Here is a 21,195-nt window from a genome sequence, read left to right as displayed (position 1 = left end):
CGCCTCTCCTTCAGCCCCTGAAGACGGACAGGACTTCGCCGGATGCCGAGTGCGCAAGGTCTCTACGACCCCACCTTCGAACACGACGCCTGTGGTGTCGGCTTCGTCGTCGACGTGCACGGTCGTCGCAGCCATGAGCTGGTCGACCAGGGCCTGACCGTCCTGCGCAATCTCGATCATCGCGGCGCGTCGGGCAGCGACCCGGATACCGGCGACGGGGCCGGCATCCTCGTCCAGGTCCCGGACCTGTTCCTGCGCGACGTCGTCGACTTCGCGCTGCCGGCCCCCGGGCGTTACGCGGTCGGTATCGCCTTCCTGCCGCAGGTCGCCGGCGAGCGGGACGAGGCGGTGCGCACGATCAGCCGCATCGTCCGCCAGGAGGGCCTGCGGGTGCTCGGCTGGCGCGAGGTGCCCACCGTCAGTCACATCGTCGGGCACGCGGCCCGCGAGGTGGAGCCGCGGATGCGCCAGCTGTTCCTCGCCCTGCCGGGCAGCCTGGCGGGAACCGAGGCGAACGGTGTGGCGGGTGCGCAGGCGCCGGCCGACGGCGGCGACGGTGGGTTCGACGTGGCCGGCCTGGAGCGGCGCGCGTTCTGCGTGCGCAAGCGGATCCGCCGGGAGACCGGCGTCTACATGGCGTCGCTGTCCTCGCGCACCCTGGTCTACAAGGGGATGCTGACCACCCACCAGCTCTCGGCGTACTTCCCGGACCTCGACGATCCCCGTTTCTCCAGCGCCATCGCGCTGGTGCACAGCCGGTTCTCGACGAACACCTTCCCGAGCTGGCCGCTGGCCCACCCGTACCGCTTCGTCGCCCACAACGGCGAGATCAACACCGTTCGCGGCAACCGGAACTGGATGCGGGCCCGCGAGGCGCTGCTGGCCAGCGACCTCATCCCCGGCGACCTGTCCCGGCTGTCCCCGATCTGCGCCGAGGGCGCGAGCGACTCGGCGAGCTTCGACGAGGTGCTGGAGCTGCTGCACCTGGGCGGGCGCAGCCTGCCGCACGCGGTGCTCATGATGATTCCGGAGGCGTGGGAGAACCACGCCGAGATGGATCCGGCGCTGCGCGCCTTCTACCAGTTCCACTCGACGCTCATGGAGCCGTGGGACGGCCCGGCGTCGATCGCCTTCACCGACGGCACGGTCATCGGCGCCGTCCTCGACCGCAACGGTCTGCGCCCGTCCCGCTACTGGGTGACCGACGACGGCCTGGTCGTGATGGCCTCCGAGGTCGGCGTGCTCGACATCCCGCCGCACAAGGTGGTGCGCAAGGGCCGGCTGCAGCCGGGCCGGATGTTCCTCGTCGACACCGCGCAGGGCCGCATCGTCAGCGACGAGGAGGTCAAGACCGAGCTGGCGAACGCCGCGCCGTACGCGGAGTGGCTGCACGCCGGGCTGATCTCGCTTGATGACCTGCCCGACCGCGAGCAGGTCATCTACGGCCACTCGTCGGTGCTGCGCCGTCAGCAGGTGTTCGGCTACACCGAGGAGGAGCTGCGGGTCCTCGTCGCGCCGATGGCGCGCACGGGCGCGGAGCCGATCGGCTCGATGGGCACCGACACGCCCGTCGCGGTGCTCTCGGCCCGCCCCCGGCTGCTGTTCGACTACTTCACCCAACTGTTCGCGCAGGTCACGAACCCGCCGCTGGACGCGATCCGGGAGGAGCTGGTCACCAGCCTCGGGCGCACGCTGGGTCCGGAGGGCAACCTGCTCGCGCCGAGCCCGGCGTCGTGCCGGATGGTGCACCTGCCCTACCCGGTGATCAGCAGCGGCCAGCTCGCCAAGATCGTTGGCATCAACGACGACGGCGACATGCCCGGCTTCGCCTCGGTGACGGTGCGCGGCCTGTACGACGTCGACGGCGGGGGAGAGGCGCTCGCTGCGCGGCTCGACGAGATCTGTGCCGGGGTCAGCGAGGCGATCGCGGACGGCGCGCGCATCGTCGTGCTCTCCGACCGTGACTCCGACGAGCGCAAGGCGCCGATCCCGTCGCTGCTGCTCACCGCGGCCGTGCACCACCATCTGATCCGGGAGCGGACGAGGACGAAGGTCGGGCTCATCGTCGAGTGCGGCGACGCCCGCGAGGTCCACCACATCGCCCTGCTCACCGGCTACGGCGCGGTGGCGGTCAACCCCTACCTGGCGTTCGAGTCGGTGGGCGGGCTGATCGCCGAGGGCGAGGTCGTCGGCGTCACCCCCGAGCAGGCCGAGAAGCACCTGATCAAGGCGCTCGGCAAGGGCGTGCTGAAGGTGATGTCCAAGATGGGCATCTCCACGGTCGCCAGCTACACCGGCGCGCAGGTCTTCGAGGCGATCGGCCTCGCCCAGGAGTTCGTCGACCGCTACTTCGTCGGCACCCCGTCGCGCCTCGACGGCGTCGGCCTCGACGTCGTCGCCGCGGAGGTCGCCGCCCGGCACCGCCGGGCCTACCCGCGGGTCTCCTCCGAGCTCGCGCACCGCGGCCTGGAGGTCGGCGGCGAGTACCAGTGGCGGCGCGAGGGCGAGATCCACCTGTTCAACCCCGAGACCGTCTTCCTGCTCCAGCACGCCACCCGCACCCGCCAGTTCGACGTCTTCCAGCAGTACACCGACAAGGTCGACGAGCTGTCCCGGGAGAACTCGACCCTGCGCGGCCTGTTCGAGCTGCGCACGGGCGTGCGCCCGCCGGTGCCGATCGACGAGGTCGAGCCGGTCTCGGAGATCGTCAGGCGGTTCGCGACCGGCGCGATGAGCTACGGCTCGATCAGCGCCGAGGCACACGAGACGCTCGCCATCGCGATGAACCGGCTCGGCGGCAAGTCGAACACCGGTGAGGGCGGCGAGGACGCCCGCCGCTTCGTCCCCGACGCCAACGGTGACCTGCGCCGCAGCGCGGTCAAGCAGGTCGCCTCCGGCCGCTTCGGCGTGACCAGCGACTACCTGACGAACGCCGACGACATCCAGATCAAGATGGCGCAGGGCGCCAAGCCCGGCGAGGGTGGCCAGCTGCCCGGCCACAAGGTCTACCCGTGGATCGCGAGGACACGGCACTCCACCCCCGGCGTGGGCCTGATCTCCCCGCCGCCGCACCACGACATCTACTCGATCGAGGACCTCGCCCAGCTCATCCACGACCTGAAGAACGCCAACCCGAAGGCGCGGGTGCACGTCAAGCTCGTCGCCGAGGTCGGCGTCGGCACGGTCGCGGCCGGGGTGTCGAAGGCGCACGCCGACGTGGTGCTCATCTCCGGGCACGACGGCGGCACCGGCGCGTCCCCACTGACCTCGCTCAAGCACGCCGGCGCCCCCTGGGAGCTGGGCCTGGCCGAGACGCAGCAGACCCTGCTGCTCAACGGGCTGCGCGACCGGATCGTCGTGCAGGTCGACGGCCAGCTCAAGACCGGTCGGGACGTCATCGTCGGCGCGCTGCTCGGCGCCGAGGAGTTCGGCTTCGCCACCGCGCCGCTGGTCGTCGCCGGCTGCGTGATGATGCGCGTCTGTCACCTCGACACCTGCCCGGTCGGCGTCGCCACCCAGAACCCGGTGCTGCGCGAGCGGTTCACCGGCCAGCCCGAGTTCGTCGAGGCGTTCTTCCTCTACATCGCCGAGGAGGTCCGTGCCTACCTCGCGGCACTGGGCTTCCGCACCCTGCAGGAGGCCGTCGGCCGGGTGGACCTGCTCGACGCCCGCACGGCGGTGGAGCACTGGAAGGCCTCCGGGCTCGACATCACCCCGCTGCTGCACACCCCCGAGCGGCCTTTCGGCGGCGAGCTGCACAGCACCTCCAGCCAGGACCACGGGCTGGACAAGGCGCTGGACAACTCGCTGATCCAGCTGTGTGAGGGGGCGCTCGACGAGGGCCGGCCGGTGTGGCTGGAGATGCCGATCCGCAACGTCAACCGCACCGTCGGCACGATGCTCGGCTACGAGGTGACGAAGCGCTACGGTGCCGCCGGCCTGCCGGATGACACCATCCAGCTGCGCTTCACCGGGTCGGCGGGCCAGAGCTTCGGCGCGTTTGTGCCCCGTGGCATGACCCTGACCCTCGAGGGCGACGCGAACGACTACACGGGCAAGGGCCTGTCCGGCGGCAAGATCTTCGTCTTCCCGCCGAAGGAGTCGCCGCTGCGCGCCGAGGAGAACATCGTCGCCGGCAACGTCCTGCTCTACGGGGCGACGGCGGGGGAGGCGTTCTTCCGCGGCATCGTCGGGGAGCGCTTCTGTGTGCGCAACTCGGGGGCGACGGCGGTCGTCGAGGGCGTCGGCGACCACGGCTGCGAGTACATGACCGGCGGCACCGTGCTCGTGCTCGGGCCGATCGGGCGCAACTTCGCCGCCGGCATGAGCGGAGGCGTGGCGTACCTGTACGAGCCGGTCGAGGGGCGGATCAACGGCGAGATGGTGGACGTCGAGGAGCTCGACGGCGCCGACGAGTCGATCGTGCGGGACCTGCTGGTCCGCCACCGCCGCGAGACCGGCTCGACGACGGCCGCCCGGCTGTACGCCGACTGGGAGAGCGTGCGCGGCGCGTTCCGCAAGGTGATGCCGCGCGACTACAAGCGGGTGCTGGCCGTGATGCGGCGCGCCGAGGAGCAGGGCCTCGTCGTCGACGAGGAGATCATGGCGTCGACCCGTGGCTGAGACCGGGTGGGCGCTTCTCGCCGCGCCGGCCGCGAGCGCCGCGCCGATCCGCGCCGCCGCGCTCGCCGGCGACCACGAGCTGACCTGGACCTGGGCCGAGGGGCCCGCGCGTATTCGCGAGGAGTGGCATGGCTGACCCGACTGGCTTCCTGAAGAACCGCCGGGAGCTGCCGACCCGCCGGCCGGTCGACGTGCGCCTCCAGGACTGGAACGAGGTCTACCAGCCCTTCCCGGAGGAGGACCTGCGCGCGCAGGCCGCCCGGTGCATGGACTGCGGTATCCCGTTCTGTCACAACGGCTGCCCGCTCGGGAACATCATCCCCGAGTGGAACGACCTGACCCGGCGCGGTGACTGGACCGACGCGATCGAGCGGCTGCACGCGACGAACAACTTCCCCGAGTTCACCGGGCGGCTGTGCCCGGCGCCGTGCGAGGCCGCCTGCGTGCTCGGCATCGGGGACGACCCGGTGACGATCAAGCAGGTCGAGGTCAGCATCATCGACCGGGCCTTCGCCGACGGGACGGTCGTCCCGGTGCCGCCGTCGGTGCGCACCGGCAGGCGGATCGCGGTCGTCGGCTCCGGGCCGGCGGGGCTCGCCGCCGCCCAGCAGCTCACCCGCGCCGGGCACGACGTCGTCGTCTATGAACGGGCCGACAAGGCCGGCGGTCTGCTGCGCTACGGCATCCCCGAGTTCAAGATGGAGAAGAGCGTCCTCGACCGGCGCCTCGCCCAGATGGAGGCCGAGGGCACCTCGTTCGTCACCTCCTGCAATGTCGGCGTGGACATCACCGCGGACGAGCTGCGCTCCTCCTACGACGCGGTGGTGCTGGCCGGTGGGTCGACGGTCGGCCGCGACCTGCCGGTGCCCGGGCGCGCGCTCGGCGGCATCCACCTGGCGATGGAGTTCCTCACCCCGGCGAACCGGGTCGCGCTCGGCGAGCTGGACGCCTCGCCGATCTCCGCGGCCGGCAAGCGGGTCGTGATCATCGGAGGTGGCGACACCGGCGCGGACTGCCTGGGCACCTCGCACCGCCAGGGTGCGGCCTCCGTGCACCAGCTGGAGATCATGCCGCGGCCGCCGCAGCTGCGGGCGCCGGCCAACCCGTGGCCCTCGTACCCGATCATCTACCGGGTGTCGAGCGCGCACGAGGAGGGCGGCGAACGGGTGTTCGCCGTGTCCACCGAGCGCTTCCTCGGCGATGACGGCGACGACGGCGGCAACGTCCGCGCGCTGCGCATGCACGAGGTGCGCTTCGAGGGCGGCCGGTTCGAGAAGGTCGAGGGAACCGACGTCGAGCTGCCCTGCGAGCTCGTGCTGCTCGCGATGGGCTTCACCGGTCCGGAGCGGCCGGGCCTGCTCGCCGACCTCGGCGTCGAGCTCGACGCCCGCGGCAACGTGGCGCGCGACGCCGGCTGGTCGACGTCGGTGCCCGGCGTGTTCGTCGCCGGCGACATGGGCCGCGGCCAGTCGCTCATCGTCTGGGCGATCTCGGAGGGGCGCTCGGCCGCGGCCGCGGTGGACCGCTACCTGATGGGCAGCACGGACCTGCCGGATCCGATCACCCCGACCCGCCGCTGACCTGGACGGCGCCGCCGGCCGGGGGTGGCGGGCGGCGCCGCGGGTGACACGTCTGCGTGGTCATACCTGCGCGTCAGGTGAGAAAGTGCTGTGATCTGTGTTGCTCCCCGCGGGAAGTGCGCCGATTGACCGAGATCGGCGGTGGGAAGCGTCGCCGGTGGCGGTACCGTCCTGTGCCATGAGGCTCGTGCTGCTCGGTCCCCCCGGTTCCGGCAAGGGAACGCAGGGTGCGCGTATCAGCGCCCGGCATGGCATCCCGGCGATCTCCACGGGCCAGCTGTTCGACCGGCAGATCGCCGCCGGCACGCCGCTGGGCCGCCGCGCCGAGCGGTACGTCCGCGCCGGCGAGCTCGTCCCCGACGAGATCGTCCTCGACATCGTCGGCGAGCGGCTCGAGGGCAGTGTCGACTGTGCGGTCGGCTTCCTGCTCGACGGCTTCCCGCGGACCTTCCCGCAGGCCGAGGCCCTCGACCGGATGCTCGCCGTCACCTGCGGCCCGCTCGACGCCGTCATCGACCTCGACGTCGACATCGACGAGGTGCTCGACCGCATCCGCCGCCGCGCGCGTCTCGAGGACCGCCTCGACGACACCGAGGACACCGCACGGCGGCGGATGAAGGTCTTCGCCGAGGAGACCGCACCGCTGCGCCGGTACTACCAGCAGGCCGGCCTGCTGCGCACCATCGACGGTGCGGGCAGCCCCGACGAGGTCGCCGAGCGCATCGAGGCGGTGCTCGCCGACGTCACCCACCCCGAGCTGCGCCTGGGCGGCTGAGCGCCGCTGATCTGGGCCTACGCTGCCCGATCCGCACCTGCCCTGGGCCCGTGCGGCGCCGGACCAGCCGGTGTGACTGGCGCCGTACCCGTCCGCCCGGCGTGATGGACGGGCGCCGCCGCGCGATATCGTGCTGGTGGTGGGCGGAAACACCCGTGGCCGGCGTGTCGCGCATGTCGGGCTGGTGGCCCTGGTGGTGCTGTGCTGGCTGCCGCTGGTCGTGATCATCACCGCGTCGCGGACGGTGCTCAACCCGGCCTTCTACTCCCAGTCGCTCGACCGGGCCCACGCCTATGACCGCCTCTACACCGAGGTGCTGCCCGACCCGGCGGTCGACACCCTGCTGGCCGGCCTGCCGATCGACTCCAGCCTCGTCACCGCGAACCTGCGTACCGTCCTGCCGCCGGCGACGGTGCAGGCGATGACGGACGAGCAGATCACCCGCATCGTCGACTACCTGCGTGCCCGCACCGGCGACGTCGAGCTGGCCGTCGACCTGCGGCCGATCTTCGGCAACATCTCGGGTCTGGCGAACCGGTACATCGCCGGGGAGCTCGGATCCGGCTCCACCTACCGGGCCGCCTCCGTGCAGGACTTCACCCAGGGTGTGCTGAGCACGCTCGACGACATCGCCGCCGGCCGCCCGCCGCGGTCGCTGCCCACCATCGAGCTGACGGCCCAGGACACCGATCGGGTCCTGCCCGTCATCCTCGACCGGGTCGATCCCGCGACCCGCGACCGGGTCGGCCCCCAGCTGCGGGCGATGCTGCGGGCCGGGGACGTCGCCGGCGCGCTCGCCCTGGTCGGCCCGCAGCTCTTCCAGGGCGACGAGCGGGCCACCACCAGCCTGCGGACGTCGCTGCGCGGGTCCACCCTCGACCTCGGGGTGCGCCTGTCGGACCTGCGCGATCAGCCGGCGATCCGCGCGATCGACCGACTGCACGACGTCGCCGCGACGCTGGGCTGGCTGACGGTGCTGCTCAGCGTGGTCATGGCCGGCGCGCTGGCCGGGATCGTGGTGCTCGCCGGCTACCGCGGGGTGTCCCGGGTGCGGGCCGCGGCGACCGCGGTGGTGGCCGCCGGCGCCGGCGCCGCTCTGCTCGGCGTCGGCCTGCGCCTGGGTCTGCCCAATCCGCTACGCCCGCTCGCCGGGCCGCACTCGCCGCTGCCGCCCGGCGCGAGCGCGGTGCTGGTCGACTTCTCCCGGCGCGCCTACGGCGCGGTGGAGGGCGACTACCTGCGCGTCGTGGCCTGGACGCTGGTCGTCGGCCTCGCCGCCGGGGGACTGTCGCTGCTGGTCGCGATCTCCGCGCGGTGGAACCGGACGGGCCGGCGCCGCCGGGTCGCCACCGCGTTCGCCCTCACCGTCCCGGTGATGGTCACCGTCACCTGGACGGCGTTCCCGGGGGCCGCCGCGGAGGCCCGCCAGCTGTGCGAGTCGAGCCCGGTGCTGTGCGACCGGCGTTACGACCAGGTGACCTACCTCGCCACTCACAACGCGATGGCGAACAGCGAGGACCGCTTCCTCGGCCCGTCCCAGGACCCGACGATCACCCACCAGCTCGACCTCGGGGTGCGGGCGCTGCTGCTCGACGTCCACCACTGGACGCCCGCCGCGCAGGTCGAGACGTACCTGGCTGGCCTGCCGGCGCGGACCCGCGACGCGCTCGCGCCGCTGGCCCGGGGCGCCGTCTCGCAGCGGCCGGGCGTCTGGCTGTGCCACGACCTGTGCCAGCTCGGCGCGACGGACCTCACCGCCGAGCTCGGGGCCGTGCGGGACTGGATGACCCGCAACCCCACCGAGGTCGTCACCCTGATCATCCAGGACGACGACGTGCCGGCCAGCGAGATCGCCGGCGGTGTCGCCGCCGCCGGGCTCGCGGACATGGTCGCGACGCCCCCGGCTGATCCGCACGGCCGCTGGCCGACCCTGCGATCCATGATCGATTCGGGGCGGCGGCTCGTCGTCCTCACCGAGCGCCAGGACCTGCCCGGCACGTTCCTGCGCGGGTTCTACCGGTACGCCACCGACACGCCGTTCGACGCGAAGCGCCCGCAGGATCTGCGCGCCTGCCCGCGTAACCGCGGCACGGCCGGCGCCGGCCTGCTGCTGATGAACCACTGGCTCACCGACGCCGCGCCGAGCCGGCGCTCCGCGCTCGGGTCGAACGCCGCCGGCACCATCGTGGCGCGCGCCGAGCGCTGCGAGGCGGACCAGGGGCGGCGACCCACGTTCGTCGCCGTCGACTTCTCGACGATCGGGTCGGCGCAGGTCGCCGTCGACCGTCTCAACCGCGTCCCGACGTCGACCGGTCCGGCCGTCGGCGGCTGACCCGACGTCCCTCGTCCGTCAGCGCGCCGCGTGATGTTCGCCGCAGAGGCATCGCCCGGTGGGAGCATGGGCGGCCGACCGTGCGTTCACCCTGCGAGGACGCCGCCGCGTCGCTCAGCTGAGCGACGCCACACCGTCCGGGCGCCCCGGCGTCCGGGCATCCACCCGTGCGAGGGAGCCGAGGTGCCTATCTGGAACCAGCTGCGTCAGTCGGCCCAGACGATGCAGGGCCAGCTGACCGCGAAGAAGAACGACCTGAAGAGCGGCGCCTTCCGCGACGCGAGCATGGCGATCTGTGCGCTGGTCGCCGCCGCGGACGGCACGATCGACCCGGCCGAGCGGCAGCGGGTGGCCTCCCTGATTGTCTCCAACGATGTGCTCAACAACTTTCCCGCCGACGACCTGCAGCGCCGCTTCAACGAGTACGTCACGAAGCTGCAGGCCGACTTCGAGTTCGGTAAGGTGTCCGTGCTGCAGGACATCGGGAAGACCAAGAAGAAGCCGGCCGAGGCGCGCGCGGTCATCCAGATCGGGATCGTCATCGGCGGCGCGGACGGCTCCTTCGACAAGAGCGAGCAGGCCGTCGTACGCGAGGCGTGCTTCGCCGTCGGGATCAACCCGGAGGAGTTCGACCTCTAGTCCCCTCTAGTCCGGGGTCGGCGCGCGGCCGCCCGGTCGCGCGCCGACCACGTCACATCCGCACCCATCTCCGCCCAGGTGGTTGGATGCTCGGGCAGACCGGCAGCGAGAACGCGCAGGTCGGATGGGACGAGGAGGTCAGGTGGGCCCAGGCGGTGCCGCGCTCACCGCCGCCGCGGGCCTGCTCGCCGGTGCCGTCAACGCCATCGCCGGCGGCGGTACGCTCATCGCCTTCCCGGCCCTGCTGGCCGCCGGGCTGCCGGCGCTGACCGCCAACATCACCTCGTCAGTCGGCCTGGTCACCGGGTACGCGGGCGGCGCGCTGGGCTATCGCCGTGAGCTCGCCGACCAGGTGGACCGGCTGCGCGCGCTCGCCCCGCCGGCGGTGCTCGGCGGGATCCTCGGCGCGGTGATCCTGCTCGCCACGCCCTCGTCGAGCTTCCGGACCGTGGTCCCGTTCCTGGTCCTCGCCTCCTGCCTGCTGCTCGCGGTGCAGACCCGCCTGGCCGCGGTGGTCGCGCGCCGGCGGGCATCCTCGTCCAGCCGCACCGGCCCCGGCGCGCCGCGTCCCGGGCCGGCGCCGGCGGTTCCCGGCGCGGCATCGCCGCCGGCGGGCCCGCCCACCCAGCCGCTCGCGGTCGGCCAGCCCGTCACCTGGCCGACGCGGATCGGTGTGCTGGTGGCCGGGATGTACGGCTCGTACTTCGGGGCGGGGCTCGGCGTCCTGCTGCTCGGCGTGCTCGGGATCCTGCTCGCGGATGAGCTCCAGCGGACCAACGCGCTCAAGACGCTGCTCTCCTTCGGCGTGAACGCGGTCGGCGTCGTGGTGTTCCTCATCACGGCGCGGGTCGCCTGGGGCTACGCCGGCATCCTGGTCGTCGCGTCGCTGGTCGGCGGCCTGCTCGGCGCCCGGATCGCCCGCCGGCTGCGCCCGGACCTGCTGCGGGCGGCTGTGATCACACTCGGCGTGGTCGTCGCCGTCGTCCTGCTGGTGCGCGGCTAGCCACCGCTGCGGCGCGGTTCTGCCACCGTCCGCACCACCCGGCCGCCGGATTGCACGGCCAAAAGCACGTCACCCGCAACGATAACTCTCACGTTACTGTAACGTGCCGGCCGGCTGCCCGACCCCCGGCCGTCTGCTATTCGACCGCCGCTGCATAATCTGTATTCGCGGTGTTCCGCGGGAACGCTGACGTAACGGAACTCCTGTGCGGACGGCGCACCATTCTTGCGCCGCTGCGCGCCTGTCGGCCGGTGCTGTCGGGCGTGTCCGCGCGGGCGGACAGGTCCGGTCGTGCCAAGGGGTGGCGCGATATCGCGGCACGGCACGCGGGTTGGCCAGGTGCGCATACCACGCGCGGCCGTGCGCTGGGAGGGATTGCGTGTTCCACGACGAACCGATCACCGGGGCGGGTCGCCGATGACCGGCTCGGACCCGACGCCCGGCACAGCGGCGGTCTCCCCGCGGCCGTGGCGGGAACGGTCGCTGGCGCTGTGCGGGCTCGCCGGCCTGCTGGCGGCGCTGGCGGTGCCGCGCGGCTGGGCCCACGCGACCCTGTCTGACCGTGGCGCGGACCTGCTGGTCGTCACCCGTACTGGTTGGGACCTGCGTCCCAACGGGCCGCTGGTGGTCGCGCTCGGGCTGCTCGCGGTGGTGCTGTGCGTGCTGGCGCGCTGGAGCGGGCGCACGGCGCTGGCGCTGCCGCTGGTGGCCGCGGGGCTGGCCGTCGCGGGGCTCGCGCTGGGTGAACTGCACGCCGCCGATCCGGACGTGCACCGCATCGGGCGCCTGAGGATCGGCACCTTCCAGACCGACGAACCGGTCGCGGTGGGCACGGTCGGCGCCTGGCTGTGGGTCACCGTCCTGGCCGGCGCCGTGATGGCCGCCGCGGCGGCCACCTGGCTGGTGCTCAGCCGCCGCCCCGCGGCGGGCCCCGGCGGGGGACGCTCCGGAGCCGACCATGGCCTATGACTACGCCTCGTTCTCGACGCTCGCCGGTCCGCTGCGGGAACCGCCGACAAGCGGCGAGTACCACGTCGCGTACCGCAAGATCATGGTTGGCCGGCACCTCTACCAGGTGCTGCCACAGCTTGTCGCGACGGTGGGACTGTCGTCGCTGTTCTTCGTCTGGCTGATCCAGCCGCAGCACTACCCGCACGCGAAGTACCTGCCGACCGCGGTCTCGGTCGGCAACGCGGTCATGTTCTGGCTGATCGTGATCACCGAGGGCATCCGCCTGCTGAACTCGATCACGTTGTGCTGGTCGGCGTTCATCATGCGCAACCCCATCCCGGTCCGCCCGCCGCGCGGACTGCGGGTCGCGTTCACCACGACGATCGTGCCGGCGAAGGAACCGCTCGACGTCGTCCGGGACACCCTCATCGCGGCCCGCAACATCCGCCACGACTCGACGATCGACGTCTGGCTGCTGGACGAGGGAAACGATCCCGCGGTGCGCGCGATGTGCGCCGAGATCGGCGTCAACCATTTCTCGCGCAAGGGCGTGGAACGTTGGAACACCGCGCGCGGAAGTTTCCGGGCCAAGACGAAGCACGGTAACCACAACTCCTGGCTCGACGCGCACGGCGACGCATACGACGTGGTGCTCTCGGTCGACCCGGACCATATTCCGCTGCCGAACTTCGCCCAGCGGATGCTCGGCTATTTCCGGGATCCGAACGTCGCCTTCGTCGTCGGCCCCCAGGTGTACGGGAACTTCCGGCACTACCTCACCCGCGGCGCCGAGGCGCAGAACTACATGTTCCACTCGGTCGTCCAGCGCGCGGCCAACCGGTTCGCCTGCGGCATGTTCGTCGGCACGAACCACGCCTACCGCGTCGAGACGTGGCGGCAGATCGGCGGCTTCCAGGACTCGATCACCGAGGATCTCGCGACGTCGTTCGCGGTCCACGGCGCGCGCAACCCGGTGACGCGGCACCGCTGGACGTCGGTGTACACCCCCGACGTCGTGGCGGTCGGGGAGGGGCCCGCCACCTGGACCGACTTCTTCAGCCAGCAGCTGCGCTGGGCCCGTGGCGCGAACGAGGTGCTGGTCACCGAGGCGGCGGGCCGGATGCGCCGGCTGTCCTGGGGGCCGCGGCTGCACTACGCGACCCTGATGCTGCACTACCCGACGGTGGCGCTCACCTGGATCCTCGGCATGATTCTGACGACCACCTACATGGCGTTGGGGTCCACGGGCGTCGTCGTGCACGTCTCGGCCTGGCTCGCGCTGTATATCGACGTGTTCGCGGCCCGGCTGCTGCTGTACTTCTGGCTGCGCCGGTTCAACACCAGCCCGCACGAGGAACCCGGCAGCGCCGGCATGTCCGGCATCTTCGTCTCGGTGCTGTGCACGCCGTTCTACTCGACGGCGCTCGTTGGTGCGGTGTTCCGGCGCAAGCTCGGCTTCGTCGTGACCCCGAAAGGCGACCAGGCGAGCCCCGACCGCCTGCTGACCTTCCGCAAACACCTGTTCTGGGCGGCCTGGTCGGCCGGGTCGATCGCCGCGGCCGCCGCGCTCGGCCACCTGTACCCGGCGAACATGGTGTGGGTCTCGCTGTCGTTGCTGACCTGCCTGCTGCCGATCGGGCTGTGGCGCCTCGAACCGTTCCTGGCGCCGCGCCGCGCCGCCGCGCCGAACCCGCTGCCCGCCGCGCACGTCCCCGCCCCGCGACGATCCCCGGAACCCGCCCGGGCCTACCCGGCCGATCCGGTCACGGAGGAGGTGGCGGCCGTCGTGGCCGCCGCCTTCGCGGATCCGGTCACTGAGGATGTCCGGATCCCCGAGGAGATCGCCGGCCTGGCCACCGGCGTCACGGCGGACACCATCACCATCTCGCCGTCGCAGATCCCGCGGCGCGACCCGGCCCACAAGCCGCCGGGCCGGCGTGCCCGGCCCGCCGCCGGCCGCCCGCAGGAACCGGCCGCCGCGGCGACGCCGGCGGCCTCCGCCGCGGGCCGGGCCGGGCCCGGCGACAGGGACGGTGGGCTCGCACTCGACCAGGACACCGTCGTCACCCGGTCGCTGCCCGCCCCGGTGCCGGCCGGCGTCGACCAGGACACCGTGCTGACCTCGCGCCGGGAGGCGCTCGCCGGGGTCGCCGCCGCAGCCGGTGACCAGCCGGCCTACGTCGAGGACGTCACGATGCGCCTGACGCCACGCCGCCGCCGAGTCTCTCCTGACGGCATGCTCGAGGAGCTCGCCTGATGGCCGACCGTTCCCACCCGCCGCGCGGCGGCGGGGATCCGCGTCCGGGCGGCCGTCCGACCCCACGCCCGGATCTCGACGCGCCGACGGTGAGCAACCTGCCCGCCGTCGACGCCCCGGAGCCGGTCGACGACCCGCGGATGGCCCCGGTCGTCGCGACGCCGTCGAAGTCCCGGCGCCGCCGCCGGATCCTGCAGGCCGCGGTCATCGTGCTGGTGGTCCTCGGCGGCAACATCCCGTACATGAACTCGTGGGCGTCCGACCGCTACAACGAGTGGCGCTCCCACCAGCCCGACTACATGCGGGCCAACGGGCGCTGGGACATCGTCGCGGACAGCGGCTCCCGCTCGATCCACGCGGCACTGCTGCGCACCGGCAAGGTGCTGCTGATGGCCGGCTCCGGCAACGACAAGAAGTCCTTCGACGCCAAGCGGTTCGAGACCATCCTGTGGGATCCGGTGGCGAACACGTTCCAGAAGGTCTACACGCCCTGGGACGTCTTCTGCGCCGGGCACGCCTTCCTGCCCAACGGCGACCTGCTCATCGCCGGCGGCACCAAGGCGTACGAGGTGCTGGCCCAGGACTCGCCGGACGGCAAGAAGAAGGAGTACCGGGGCCTCAAGGACTCCTACCTGTTCGACCCGATCGCCGAGCGCTACGTCAAGACCGGCTTCCTCGCGCACGCCCGGTGGTACCCGACGCTGGTCACGCTGGCCAACGGCGCGGTGGTCGCGGTGTCGGGGCTCAACGAGAAGGGCGACATCGACCCGGGCAACACCGAGTCCTACGACAGCCAGAGCGCGAGCTGGATCCAGCATCCCGACCTGCGCAAGGAGTTCCCGACCTACCCGTCGCTGCTGCTCGCCGCGGACGGCCGGCTGTTCTTCTCCGGGGCCAACGCCGGCTACGGACCGGCGTCGCTGGCGGCCCGCCAGTCGGGGCTGTGGAACCTGACGAACAACGCCTTCCAGGCTGTTCCCGGCCTGCCGCTGCCCGAGGTCAACGAGACGGCCGGCACCGTGATGCTCGCCCCGGCGCAGGAGCAGAAGGTGATGTTCATCGGCGGTGGAGGCGTGGGTGACACCCAGGTGGCGACCGACCGCACCGCCATCGTGGACCTGACCCAGCCGCAGCCCGCCTGGGAACGCGGCCCGGACCTCAGCTCGCCCAAGCGCTACCCGGGCGCCGTCGTCCTGCCCGACGACACGGTGCTGGTCGCCGGTGGCTCGCGCCGCTACCGGGCCAAGGACACGCTCAGCGCCGAGATCTACGACCCGGCCACCAACCGGTTCCGCCGGGTGGCCGACCCGCACGTCGGCCGCGACTACCACTCCGAGTACCTGCTGCTGCCCGACGGCCGGGTGGCGGTGTTCGGATCCAACCCGCTCACCGACGACAACATCTTCGAGACCAGGGTCGAGATCTACTCGCCCGCCTACCTGTACGCCGGGCCGCGGCCGGTCGTCAGCGGCGCGCCGACGACGATCGGCCGGGCGACCTCGGTCAGTTTCAAGGCCTCCCAGAAGATCGACAAGGTGCGGTTGATCCGCCCCGGCGCCTACACGCACGTGACCGACACCGAGCAACGGTCGGTGGCTCTGCCGATCACCGCCCAGGCGGACGGTACGGTCACGGTGAACGTGCCGGACAATCCGAACGTGCTGCCGGGTGACTGGTACATGCTCTTCGCCGACAACGAGGCAGGCGTGCCGTCGGTCGCGACGTGGGTGCACGTGACCCCGTAGCGCCCGCGCGCGGCCGTCACGCCCGGGCGACGGCCCGCGATGGTCCGCGGCCCGCGCCCGGTCCGTGCCGTCCGTGCTGGTCGGGCCGCCCGTGCCGACGGGTGGTCCGGACGTCACGGACCGTGCCGGTGAGGACACCGCCAAGAGGGAGGAGTGCCTTCGTGCCGATGTCCAGGCCGACGTCGAGGTGGACGGCGGGGTGGGCACCGAGGCGGACCTCGGCGCGCGCCCGCGGCGGGCGGGCCGGCACCGCCCTCGCGGGAGTGCTCGCCGCCGCCCTGCTCGCCGGCTGTGGGCTGGGCGGCTCGCGGGACGCGGGTGGCGGGCAGCGGGACGCCGGTGGGCAGGGCGCCACGGGGACGAGCACGAAGGCCTTGCCCGCTCCCGACCCGACCCGCTGTCCGGCGGGGGCCGGGCAGAGTGGCGGCGGCCAGGACGCCGGGGGCGCCCCCGGCCCCGGGCGCGACCGGGCGCCGCGGGGCCCGTTCCTGGTCGACCCGCGCAGCCAGGCGGCGCAGGTGGCGGCCGCGAACCCGGCGACCGCGCAGGCGATCGCCCCCCTGGTCCAGACGCCGACCGCCTTCCCGGTCGGTGACTGGCTCACGGACGTGACGGGCGAGGTGCGCTCCCGCACCGCCGCGGCGACCGCGTCCGGATCCACCGCCGTCTTCATGATCTATGCCATTCCGCATCGTGACGTCGCCGCCGGCTTCTCGGCCGGCGGGCTGCCGGACGCGGGCGCCTACCGCCAGTTCACCAGGCAGGTCGCCGCCGGCATCGGCGCGGCGCGGGCGGTGCTCGTCCTCGAGCCGGACGCGCTCGGGCAGATCGACGAGCTCGCCCCGGGCCAGGCGGCGGAGCGCTATGTGCTGTTGCGTGACGCCGTCGACGTCTACGCCTCCCTGCCGGCGACGAGCGTCTACCTGGACGGGGCCAACTGCGGGTGGATCGCGCCCGGCGAGATGGCCCGCCGCCTGGCGCAGGCGGGCGTGGCCCACGCCCGCGGGTTCGCCGTCAACGTCGCGAACTACTATCGCACCGGCGACGAGGTCAGCCGTGCCGAGATCGTGGCCGGCCTGCTCGGCGGGGCCCACTACGTGGTCGACACCTCGCGCAACGGCCGGGGCCCGGCCAGCGGCCTGGCGAACGCCTGGTGTAATCCGCCGGGCCGCGGGCTTGGCATCCGGCCGACGACGGAGACCGGCTATCCGCACGCGGACGCGTTCCTGTGGGTGAAGACACCGGGCGCCAGCGACGGGGAATGCGGCCGCGGCGACCCGTCCGCGGGGACATGGTGGCAGCGGGCGGCGACGGACCTCGTCCGCAACGCCTCGGAATGAGCACCGGATGACCGGACGAGCACGGGGATGAAAGGCCGCCGCGCCGCCTGATCGGCTGCGCGCCCGGGCCATCGCGGTGCGCGGAGTATTCGCCGCCGTGACGGAATGGACACTTCCGCAACGGAAGATTTCCGGCTGACCGGACGAGTGCCCCACAACGGCGGTCAGTATGCTTTGCCCGATATGGGCCGCCGTGATGCCCCCGGCCCCGGCGCGAGCAGAATCCGGAGGTCGTGTGTCGCACGCCCGGACCCGCTCCCGGCCTCACCGTCGCGGCCGGTCCGGACCTCGTCGCCTTCCTGGCCTTCCTGGCCTTCGTGGGTTGCCCCGGTCGCTGTGGGCGGTCGCGGCGCTGATGGTCTGCGCCGGATTCGTGCTGGAGCAGGTGGCCCTGGCGCCGAGCGGCGGGTCGAGCACGGTGTCGGCGCGGCCCGGTGTCGTCACGGCGGTCTCGACGGACACCGCCGCCGCCCGCGGCGCCACACCGGCTGACACGGCCGCCGCCACCGGCGGACCCGCCGGGGCGGCCGGACCGCCGCCCCCGGCGGTGCCCACCCCCGGCGGCGTGCGGGGGCGCGTGCCGGCACCCGCCGGTGCCCCGGCGGGCGGCGCCACCTCCGCGCCGGCGGCGCCGGCCGGTGGTGCCACGCCCGCGCTCGGCGGCGCGTTCGCCGGGAACCCGTTCGCCGGCGCCACCCTCTTCGTCGACCCGAACGGTGACGCCGCTGCGGCGGTGCGTGCCCTGCGGGCAAGCGATCCCGCCGGTGCCGCGACGCTGGCCCGCCTCGCCGAGCATCCGCATGCCGACTGGATCACCGACCCCGACCCGGCGGCGGCGCGCGCGCGGGTCAGCGCCCGGGTGGGGGCGTCGCGCGCGGTGGGCGCGCTGCCTGTGCTGGTCGCCTACGCCATCCCGCAGCGCGACTGTGGGGGCGGGCAGTCGGCCGGCGGGGTGGGCGGCGCGGCGGCCTACCGGGCCTGGATCGCCGCCTTCGCGGCCGGCCTCGGCGGCCGGGCGACCGTCATCCTCGAACCGGACGCGCTGGCGCAGATCGACTGCCTGGCACCGGCCGCCGCCGCGGCCCGCTACGCGATGCTCGGCGACGCCGTCGACCAGCTCACCGCCGCCGGTGCCCAGGTCTACATCGACGCCGGCAACGCGACCTGGCATCCGGCCGCCGACATGGCCGCCCGGCTCCGCCAGGCCGGCGTCGCCCGCGCCCGCGGCTTCGCCCTCAACGTGTCGAACTTCGACGAGACAGCCGACGAGACCGCGTACGGCGACGCGATCGTCGCCGCGCTCGGCGGCGGCGCCCACTTCGTCGTCGACACCTCCCGCAACGGTCGCGGCCCCGCGCCGGACAACGCCTGGTGCAACCCGTCCGGGCGCGGGCTCGGCCCGGCACCGACCGGCGCCACCGGTGACCCGCGGGCCGACGCCTTTCTGTGGATCAAGGTGCCCGGCGAGTCCGACGGCGCCTGCAACGGCGGCCCGCCGGCCGGCCAGTGGTGGCTCGACTACGCCCTGGGCCTGGCCAGCCGGGCCACGTGAGAGCCGCCGTGACCCACGCCCGCCGGACGGCCGTGCTCGGGTTCGGTTGCGTGCTCGTCCTGCTCGGCGGACTGATCGCCGGCTGCGGAGCCGGCGGCTCGTCGGCCTCGCCGGGCGGTGGGGCGGCGGGCGGATCGGCGGTGGTGCGCCTCGACGACGTGGCGGGGGCCAGCGGCGTGCGCGGCGTGCGCCTCGACCCGCCGGTGCGCCTGCCGGCCATCACCCTGACCGACACCGCCGGCCGCCCATGGACCCTGCCGGCGGCCACCGACGGCCGGCTCACCCTGCTGTTCTTCGGCTACACGTCGTGCCCGGACATCTGCCCGACCACCGTCGCCGACCTCGCCGCGGCGCTCAGCCTGCTCACCCCGGCGCAGCGGGCCCGCGTCCACGTCGTCGTCGCGACGACCGACCCGATCCGGGACACCGGGCCGGTGCTGCGCCACTGGCTGGACCAGTTCGACAGCTCCTTCGTCGGCCTCACCGGGCCCGCGGACGCCATCACCCGACTCGCCGGCGCGGCCGGGGTCACGTTCAGCACGCCGACGACGGCTGCGGATGGCGGCATCATCGTGCCGCACAGCAGCCAGGTCACTGCCATCGGGCCGGACGGCGTCGCCCGGGTCGGATACCAGGCCGGCACGGACGTCGCCGACTACGCCCACGACCTCCCGCTGCTGCTGGCGGGGCACAGCTGAGCGGTGGGGCCGGCGCCCGTCCCGCCGCGCTGCCCACGCCCCGCCGACCAGCCGGGCGGTGGGTACGCACCGGGTCGAGTACCGGCCCGACACCGGCGTGGAGGCCGGGTGGCTGAGGGAGGCGGGCCGGATGCGTCTGGCGGAGGTCTGTCGTCTCGTCGTCTCGTCGCCCGGCCCGTTCCGCCGGTGGTGCTGACGGTCGGCTGCCTGCTGCCCTCGCCGGCGGGGTGTTGCCGGCGGATCCCCGACGAGTGGGGCGGCGGCGCCGCGACCGCGGGCACCTGCTGACGCCACCGGCCCCAACGCCCGGCGAACCCGGTTGCTTCGCGCCTTTCCCGTGCGGACGACCATTTCCGTGAGCGTCGTCCGAATACTCGGGGGAATGGTGCGACGGGAGCATCCTCGGATGGGCGGAAAGGGCAGACGATCTGCTTACCGATGGTCGCGCGCGTGGTTATCCACAGATTTCTCCCGGGGCTGGATCGCTCGCCGCCGATACTGGATTCTGTGGTCATGACCTCTTCGACCTCGGCCTCGACCCAGCCGACCCGACCCGTCATTCCTCTCTATCCGGGCCTTGACCCGGCCATCGCGGTGGCGCGCCGACAGGGCGGGATGATCACCTTCCGGCAGGCGATCGCCGCCGGCCTGACCCGCGGCCAGCTGCGCCAGCTCGTCCACTCCGGGCAGTGGAACCATCCCGTCCGCGGGGCCTTCGTCGTGCCCGGAGCGCAGGGGTGCCCGCCGCTGCGCCTCGCCGGCCTCCCGGCGGTGGCCGAGGGGCCCGCCGGCCCCCGCCCGACGGCCGAGGTCGAGGCGCTGCCGGTCGTCGCCGCCGGTCCCGTCACGTTTCCGCCCCCGCCGTTCCCGCTGGCCGCCCGCGCCCGAGCGGCGCTGGTCGGGCGTCCGCAGGCGGTCGTGTGCGGGGTGAGCGCGGCGCGTCTGCTCGGTTTTCCCGCCGCGGATTCCGACAGCGCCGAGGAGCCGGTGCACCTGATGCTTCCGCCGAAGCTCACCCGGGCGCAGCCGCGCGGTATTCGCCTGCATTTCACCGAGCTGGGCGCGGACGAGCGGATCGAGCTCGACGGCATCCCGCTGACGTCGCCCGCACGGACGCTGGCCGACCTGGTCCTCTCAGCCCCGGCGCGGGAGGCGGCCGTCGCCGAGATGGACGCCGCCCTGCGTGGCGGTCTCGTGCGGGACCTGCAGGGCGCCCAGGAGTCGGCGCAGGGGCGACGCGGATTCCGCACGGTGCTGCGGTGGTGGCCGCTGGCCGACGGGCGCGCCGAGTCGGCGCTGGAGACCCGGCTACGGCTGCTGCTCACCGACGCCGGTCTCGCGCCGCCCCACCTGCAGTGGCCGGTCACCGACGCGGCCGGGGAGGTGGTCGCGCGGCTCGACCTCGCCTGGCCGCGCCACCGGCTCGACGTCGAGGCGGACACCTGGACCGCCGCCAGCTCGGCGGGTGTCGTGCACCACGAGCGCCAGCGCGGCAACGCGCTGGCGGCGCTGCGCTGGACGGTGCTGCGGTTCAGCGCGCTCGACGTCGCGTGGCACCCGGAGCGCATCGTGGCGGCGGTCGGCCAGGTCCTCGCCGGGAACACGGGCCAGGCGCTGCGCGCCTCCTGAGACCGGCGGATCGCCGGCCGTGAGCAACGCCACCATCCGGGCAAACGGATGCCAGGCCGTGTGATGGGAAG

General features: G+C 73.4%; 14 protein-coding genes. All 14 read left to right on the top strand.

Annotation, left to right across the window (positions count from 1 at the left end):
* Positions 1 to 42: 42 nt before the first annotated feature.
* The 14 genes from gltB (at position 43) to C1A33_RS13835 (ending at position 21,124) form a co-directional block, all read left to right on the top strand.
* The gene (gene gltB, locus C1A33_RS13895; RefSeq protein WP_101831934.1) at positions 43 to 4,623 is read left to right on the top strand and encodes a glutamate synthase large subunit; all 4,581 of its coding nucleotides are present in this window, start codon (positions 43 to 45) and stop codon (positions 4,621 to 4,623) included.
* Positions 4,616 to 4,759 carry a hypothetical protein gene (locus C1A33_RS34880; protein ID WP_165818378.1) on the top strand — a complete coding sequence of 48 codons (144 nt, stop codon included), beginning with the start codon at positions 4,616 to 4,618 and terminating at the stop codon, positions 4,757 to 4,759. Before gltB ends, C1A33_RS34880 begins: the two co-directional genes overlap by 8 nt.
* On the top strand, positions 4,752 to 6,203 hold the full coding sequence (locus C1A33_RS13890) for a glutamate synthase subunit beta (protein WP_101831933.1): 1,452 nt from the start codon (positions 4,752 to 4,754) through the stop codon (positions 6,201 to 6,203). The genes C1A33_RS34880 and C1A33_RS13890 overlap by 8 nt, the downstream gene beginning before the upstream one ends.
* A 178-nt stretch (positions 6,204 to 6,381) precedes the next feature.
* On the top strand, positions 6,382 to 6,978 hold the full coding sequence (locus C1A33_RS13885; protein ID WP_101831932.1) for an adenylate kinase: 597 nt from the start codon (positions 6,382 to 6,384) through the stop codon (positions 6,976 to 6,978).
* Between the two features lie 136 nt (positions 6,979 to 7,114).
* Positions 7,115 to 9,310, top strand: coding sequence for a phosphoinositide-specific phospholipase C-related protein (locus C1A33_RS13880; RefSeq protein WP_243407527.1), 2,196 nt, complete (start codon positions 7,115 to 7,117; stop codon positions 9,308 to 9,310).
* Positions 9,311 to 9,493: 183 nt separating this feature from the next.
* Entirely contained in the window at positions 9,494 to 9,949 is a 456-nt protein-coding gene (locus C1A33_RS13875; RefSeq protein WP_101831931.1) for a tellurite resistance TerB family protein, read from the top strand.
* Positions 9,950 to 10,091: 142 nt separating this feature from the next.
* Complete coding sequence (locus tag C1A33_RS13870; RefSeq protein WP_243407526.1) at positions 10,092 to 10,952, top strand: sulfite exporter TauE/SafE family protein; 861 nt, start codon at positions 10,092 to 10,094, stop codon at positions 10,950 to 10,952.
* A gap of 417 nt (positions 10,953 to 11,369) precedes the next feature.
* Positions 11,370 to 11,921 (top strand): hypothetical protein, encoded by a 552-nt coding sequence (locus tag C1A33_RS13865; protein ID WP_101831929.1) that lies wholly within the window; start codon positions 11,370 to 11,372, stop codon positions 11,919 to 11,921.
* Positions 11,911 to 14,160: a glycosyltransferase family 2 protein gene (locus tag C1A33_RS13860; protein ID WP_101831928.1), complete on the top strand. Its 2,250-nt coding sequence runs from the start codon at positions 11,911 to 11,913 to the stop codon at positions 14,158 to 14,160. The genes C1A33_RS13865 and C1A33_RS13860 overlap by 11 nt, the downstream gene beginning before the upstream one ends.
* On the top strand, positions 14,160 to 15,905 hold the full coding sequence (locus tag C1A33_RS13855; protein ID WP_243407525.1) for a galactose oxidase early set domain-containing protein: 1,746 nt from the start codon (positions 14,160 to 14,162) through the stop codon (positions 15,903 to 15,905). Before C1A33_RS13860 ends, C1A33_RS13855 begins: the two co-directional genes overlap by 1 nt.
* 167 nt (positions 15,906 to 16,072) lie before the next feature.
* Entirely contained in the window at positions 16,073 to 17,245 is a 1,173-nt protein-coding gene (locus C1A33_RS13850; protein WP_101831951.1) for a glycoside hydrolase family 6 protein, read from the top strand.
* Positions 17,246 to 17,567: 322 nt separating this feature from the next.
* Entirely contained in the window at positions 17,568 to 18,797 is a 1,230-nt protein-coding gene (locus C1A33_RS13845; RefSeq protein ID WP_243407523.1) for a glycoside hydrolase family 6 protein, read from the top strand.
* Positions 18,794 to 19,495: an SCO family protein gene (locus C1A33_RS13840; RefSeq protein WP_101831927.1), complete on the top strand. Its 702-nt coding sequence runs from the start codon at positions 18,794 to 18,796 to the stop codon at positions 19,493 to 19,495. Before C1A33_RS13845 ends, C1A33_RS13840 begins: the two co-directional genes overlap by 4 nt.
* A 513-nt stretch (positions 19,496 to 20,008) precedes the next feature.
* Positions 20,009 to 21,124 (top strand): type IV toxin-antitoxin system AbiEi family antitoxin domain-containing protein, encoded by a 1,116-nt coding sequence (locus C1A33_RS13835; RefSeq protein ID WP_101831949.1) that lies wholly within the window; start codon positions 20,009 to 20,011, stop codon positions 21,122 to 21,124.
* The last annotated feature ends 71 nt before the right edge of the window (positions 21,125 to 21,195 follow it).

Source organism: Frankia canadensis (genome assembly GCF_900197875.1).
Taxonomy (GTDB): domain Bacteria; phylum Actinomycetota; class Actinomycetes; order Frankiales; family Frankiaceae; genus Frankia; species Frankia canadensis.
The sequence above is the reverse complement of the archived record's forward strand: the minus strand, read 5'-3'. Positions and strand labels throughout refer to the sequence as shown.

What these genes read in the sequence shown, in the direction of transcription:
- gltB (WP_101831934.1), top strand. Translation starts at nt 43, where the DNA reads ATGCCGAGTGCGCAAGGTCTCTACGACCCCACCTTCGAACACGACGCC.
- C1A33_RS13890 (WP_101831933.1), top strand. Translation starts at nt 4,752, where the DNA reads ATGGCTGACCCGACTGGCTTCCTGAAGAACCGCCGGGAGCTGCCGACC.
- C1A33_RS13835 (WP_101831949.1), top strand. Translation starts at nt 20,009, where the DNA reads ATGACCTCTTCGACCTCGGCCTCGACCCAGCCGACCCGACCCGTCATT.
- C1A33_RS13865 (WP_101831929.1), top strand. Translation starts at nt 11,370, where the DNA reads ATGACCGGCTCGGACCCGACGCCCGGCACAGCGGCGGTCTCCCCGCGG.
- C1A33_RS13855 (WP_243407525.1), top strand. Translation starts at nt 14,160, where the DNA reads ATGGCCGACCGTTCCCACCCGCCGCGCGGCGGCGGGGATCCGCGTCCG.
- C1A33_RS13850 (WP_101831951.1), top strand. Translation starts at nt 16,073, where the DNA reads ATGTCCAGGCCGACGTCGAGGTGGACGGCGGGGTGGGCACCGAGGCGG.
- C1A33_RS13885 (WP_101831932.1), top strand. Translation starts at nt 6,382, where the DNA reads ATGAGGCTCGTGCTGCTCGGTCCCCCCGGTTCCGGCAAGGGAACGCAG.
- C1A33_RS13860 (WP_101831928.1), top strand. Translation starts at nt 11,911, where the DNA reads ATGGCCTATGACTACGCCTCGTTCTCGACGCTCGCCGGTCCGCTGCGG.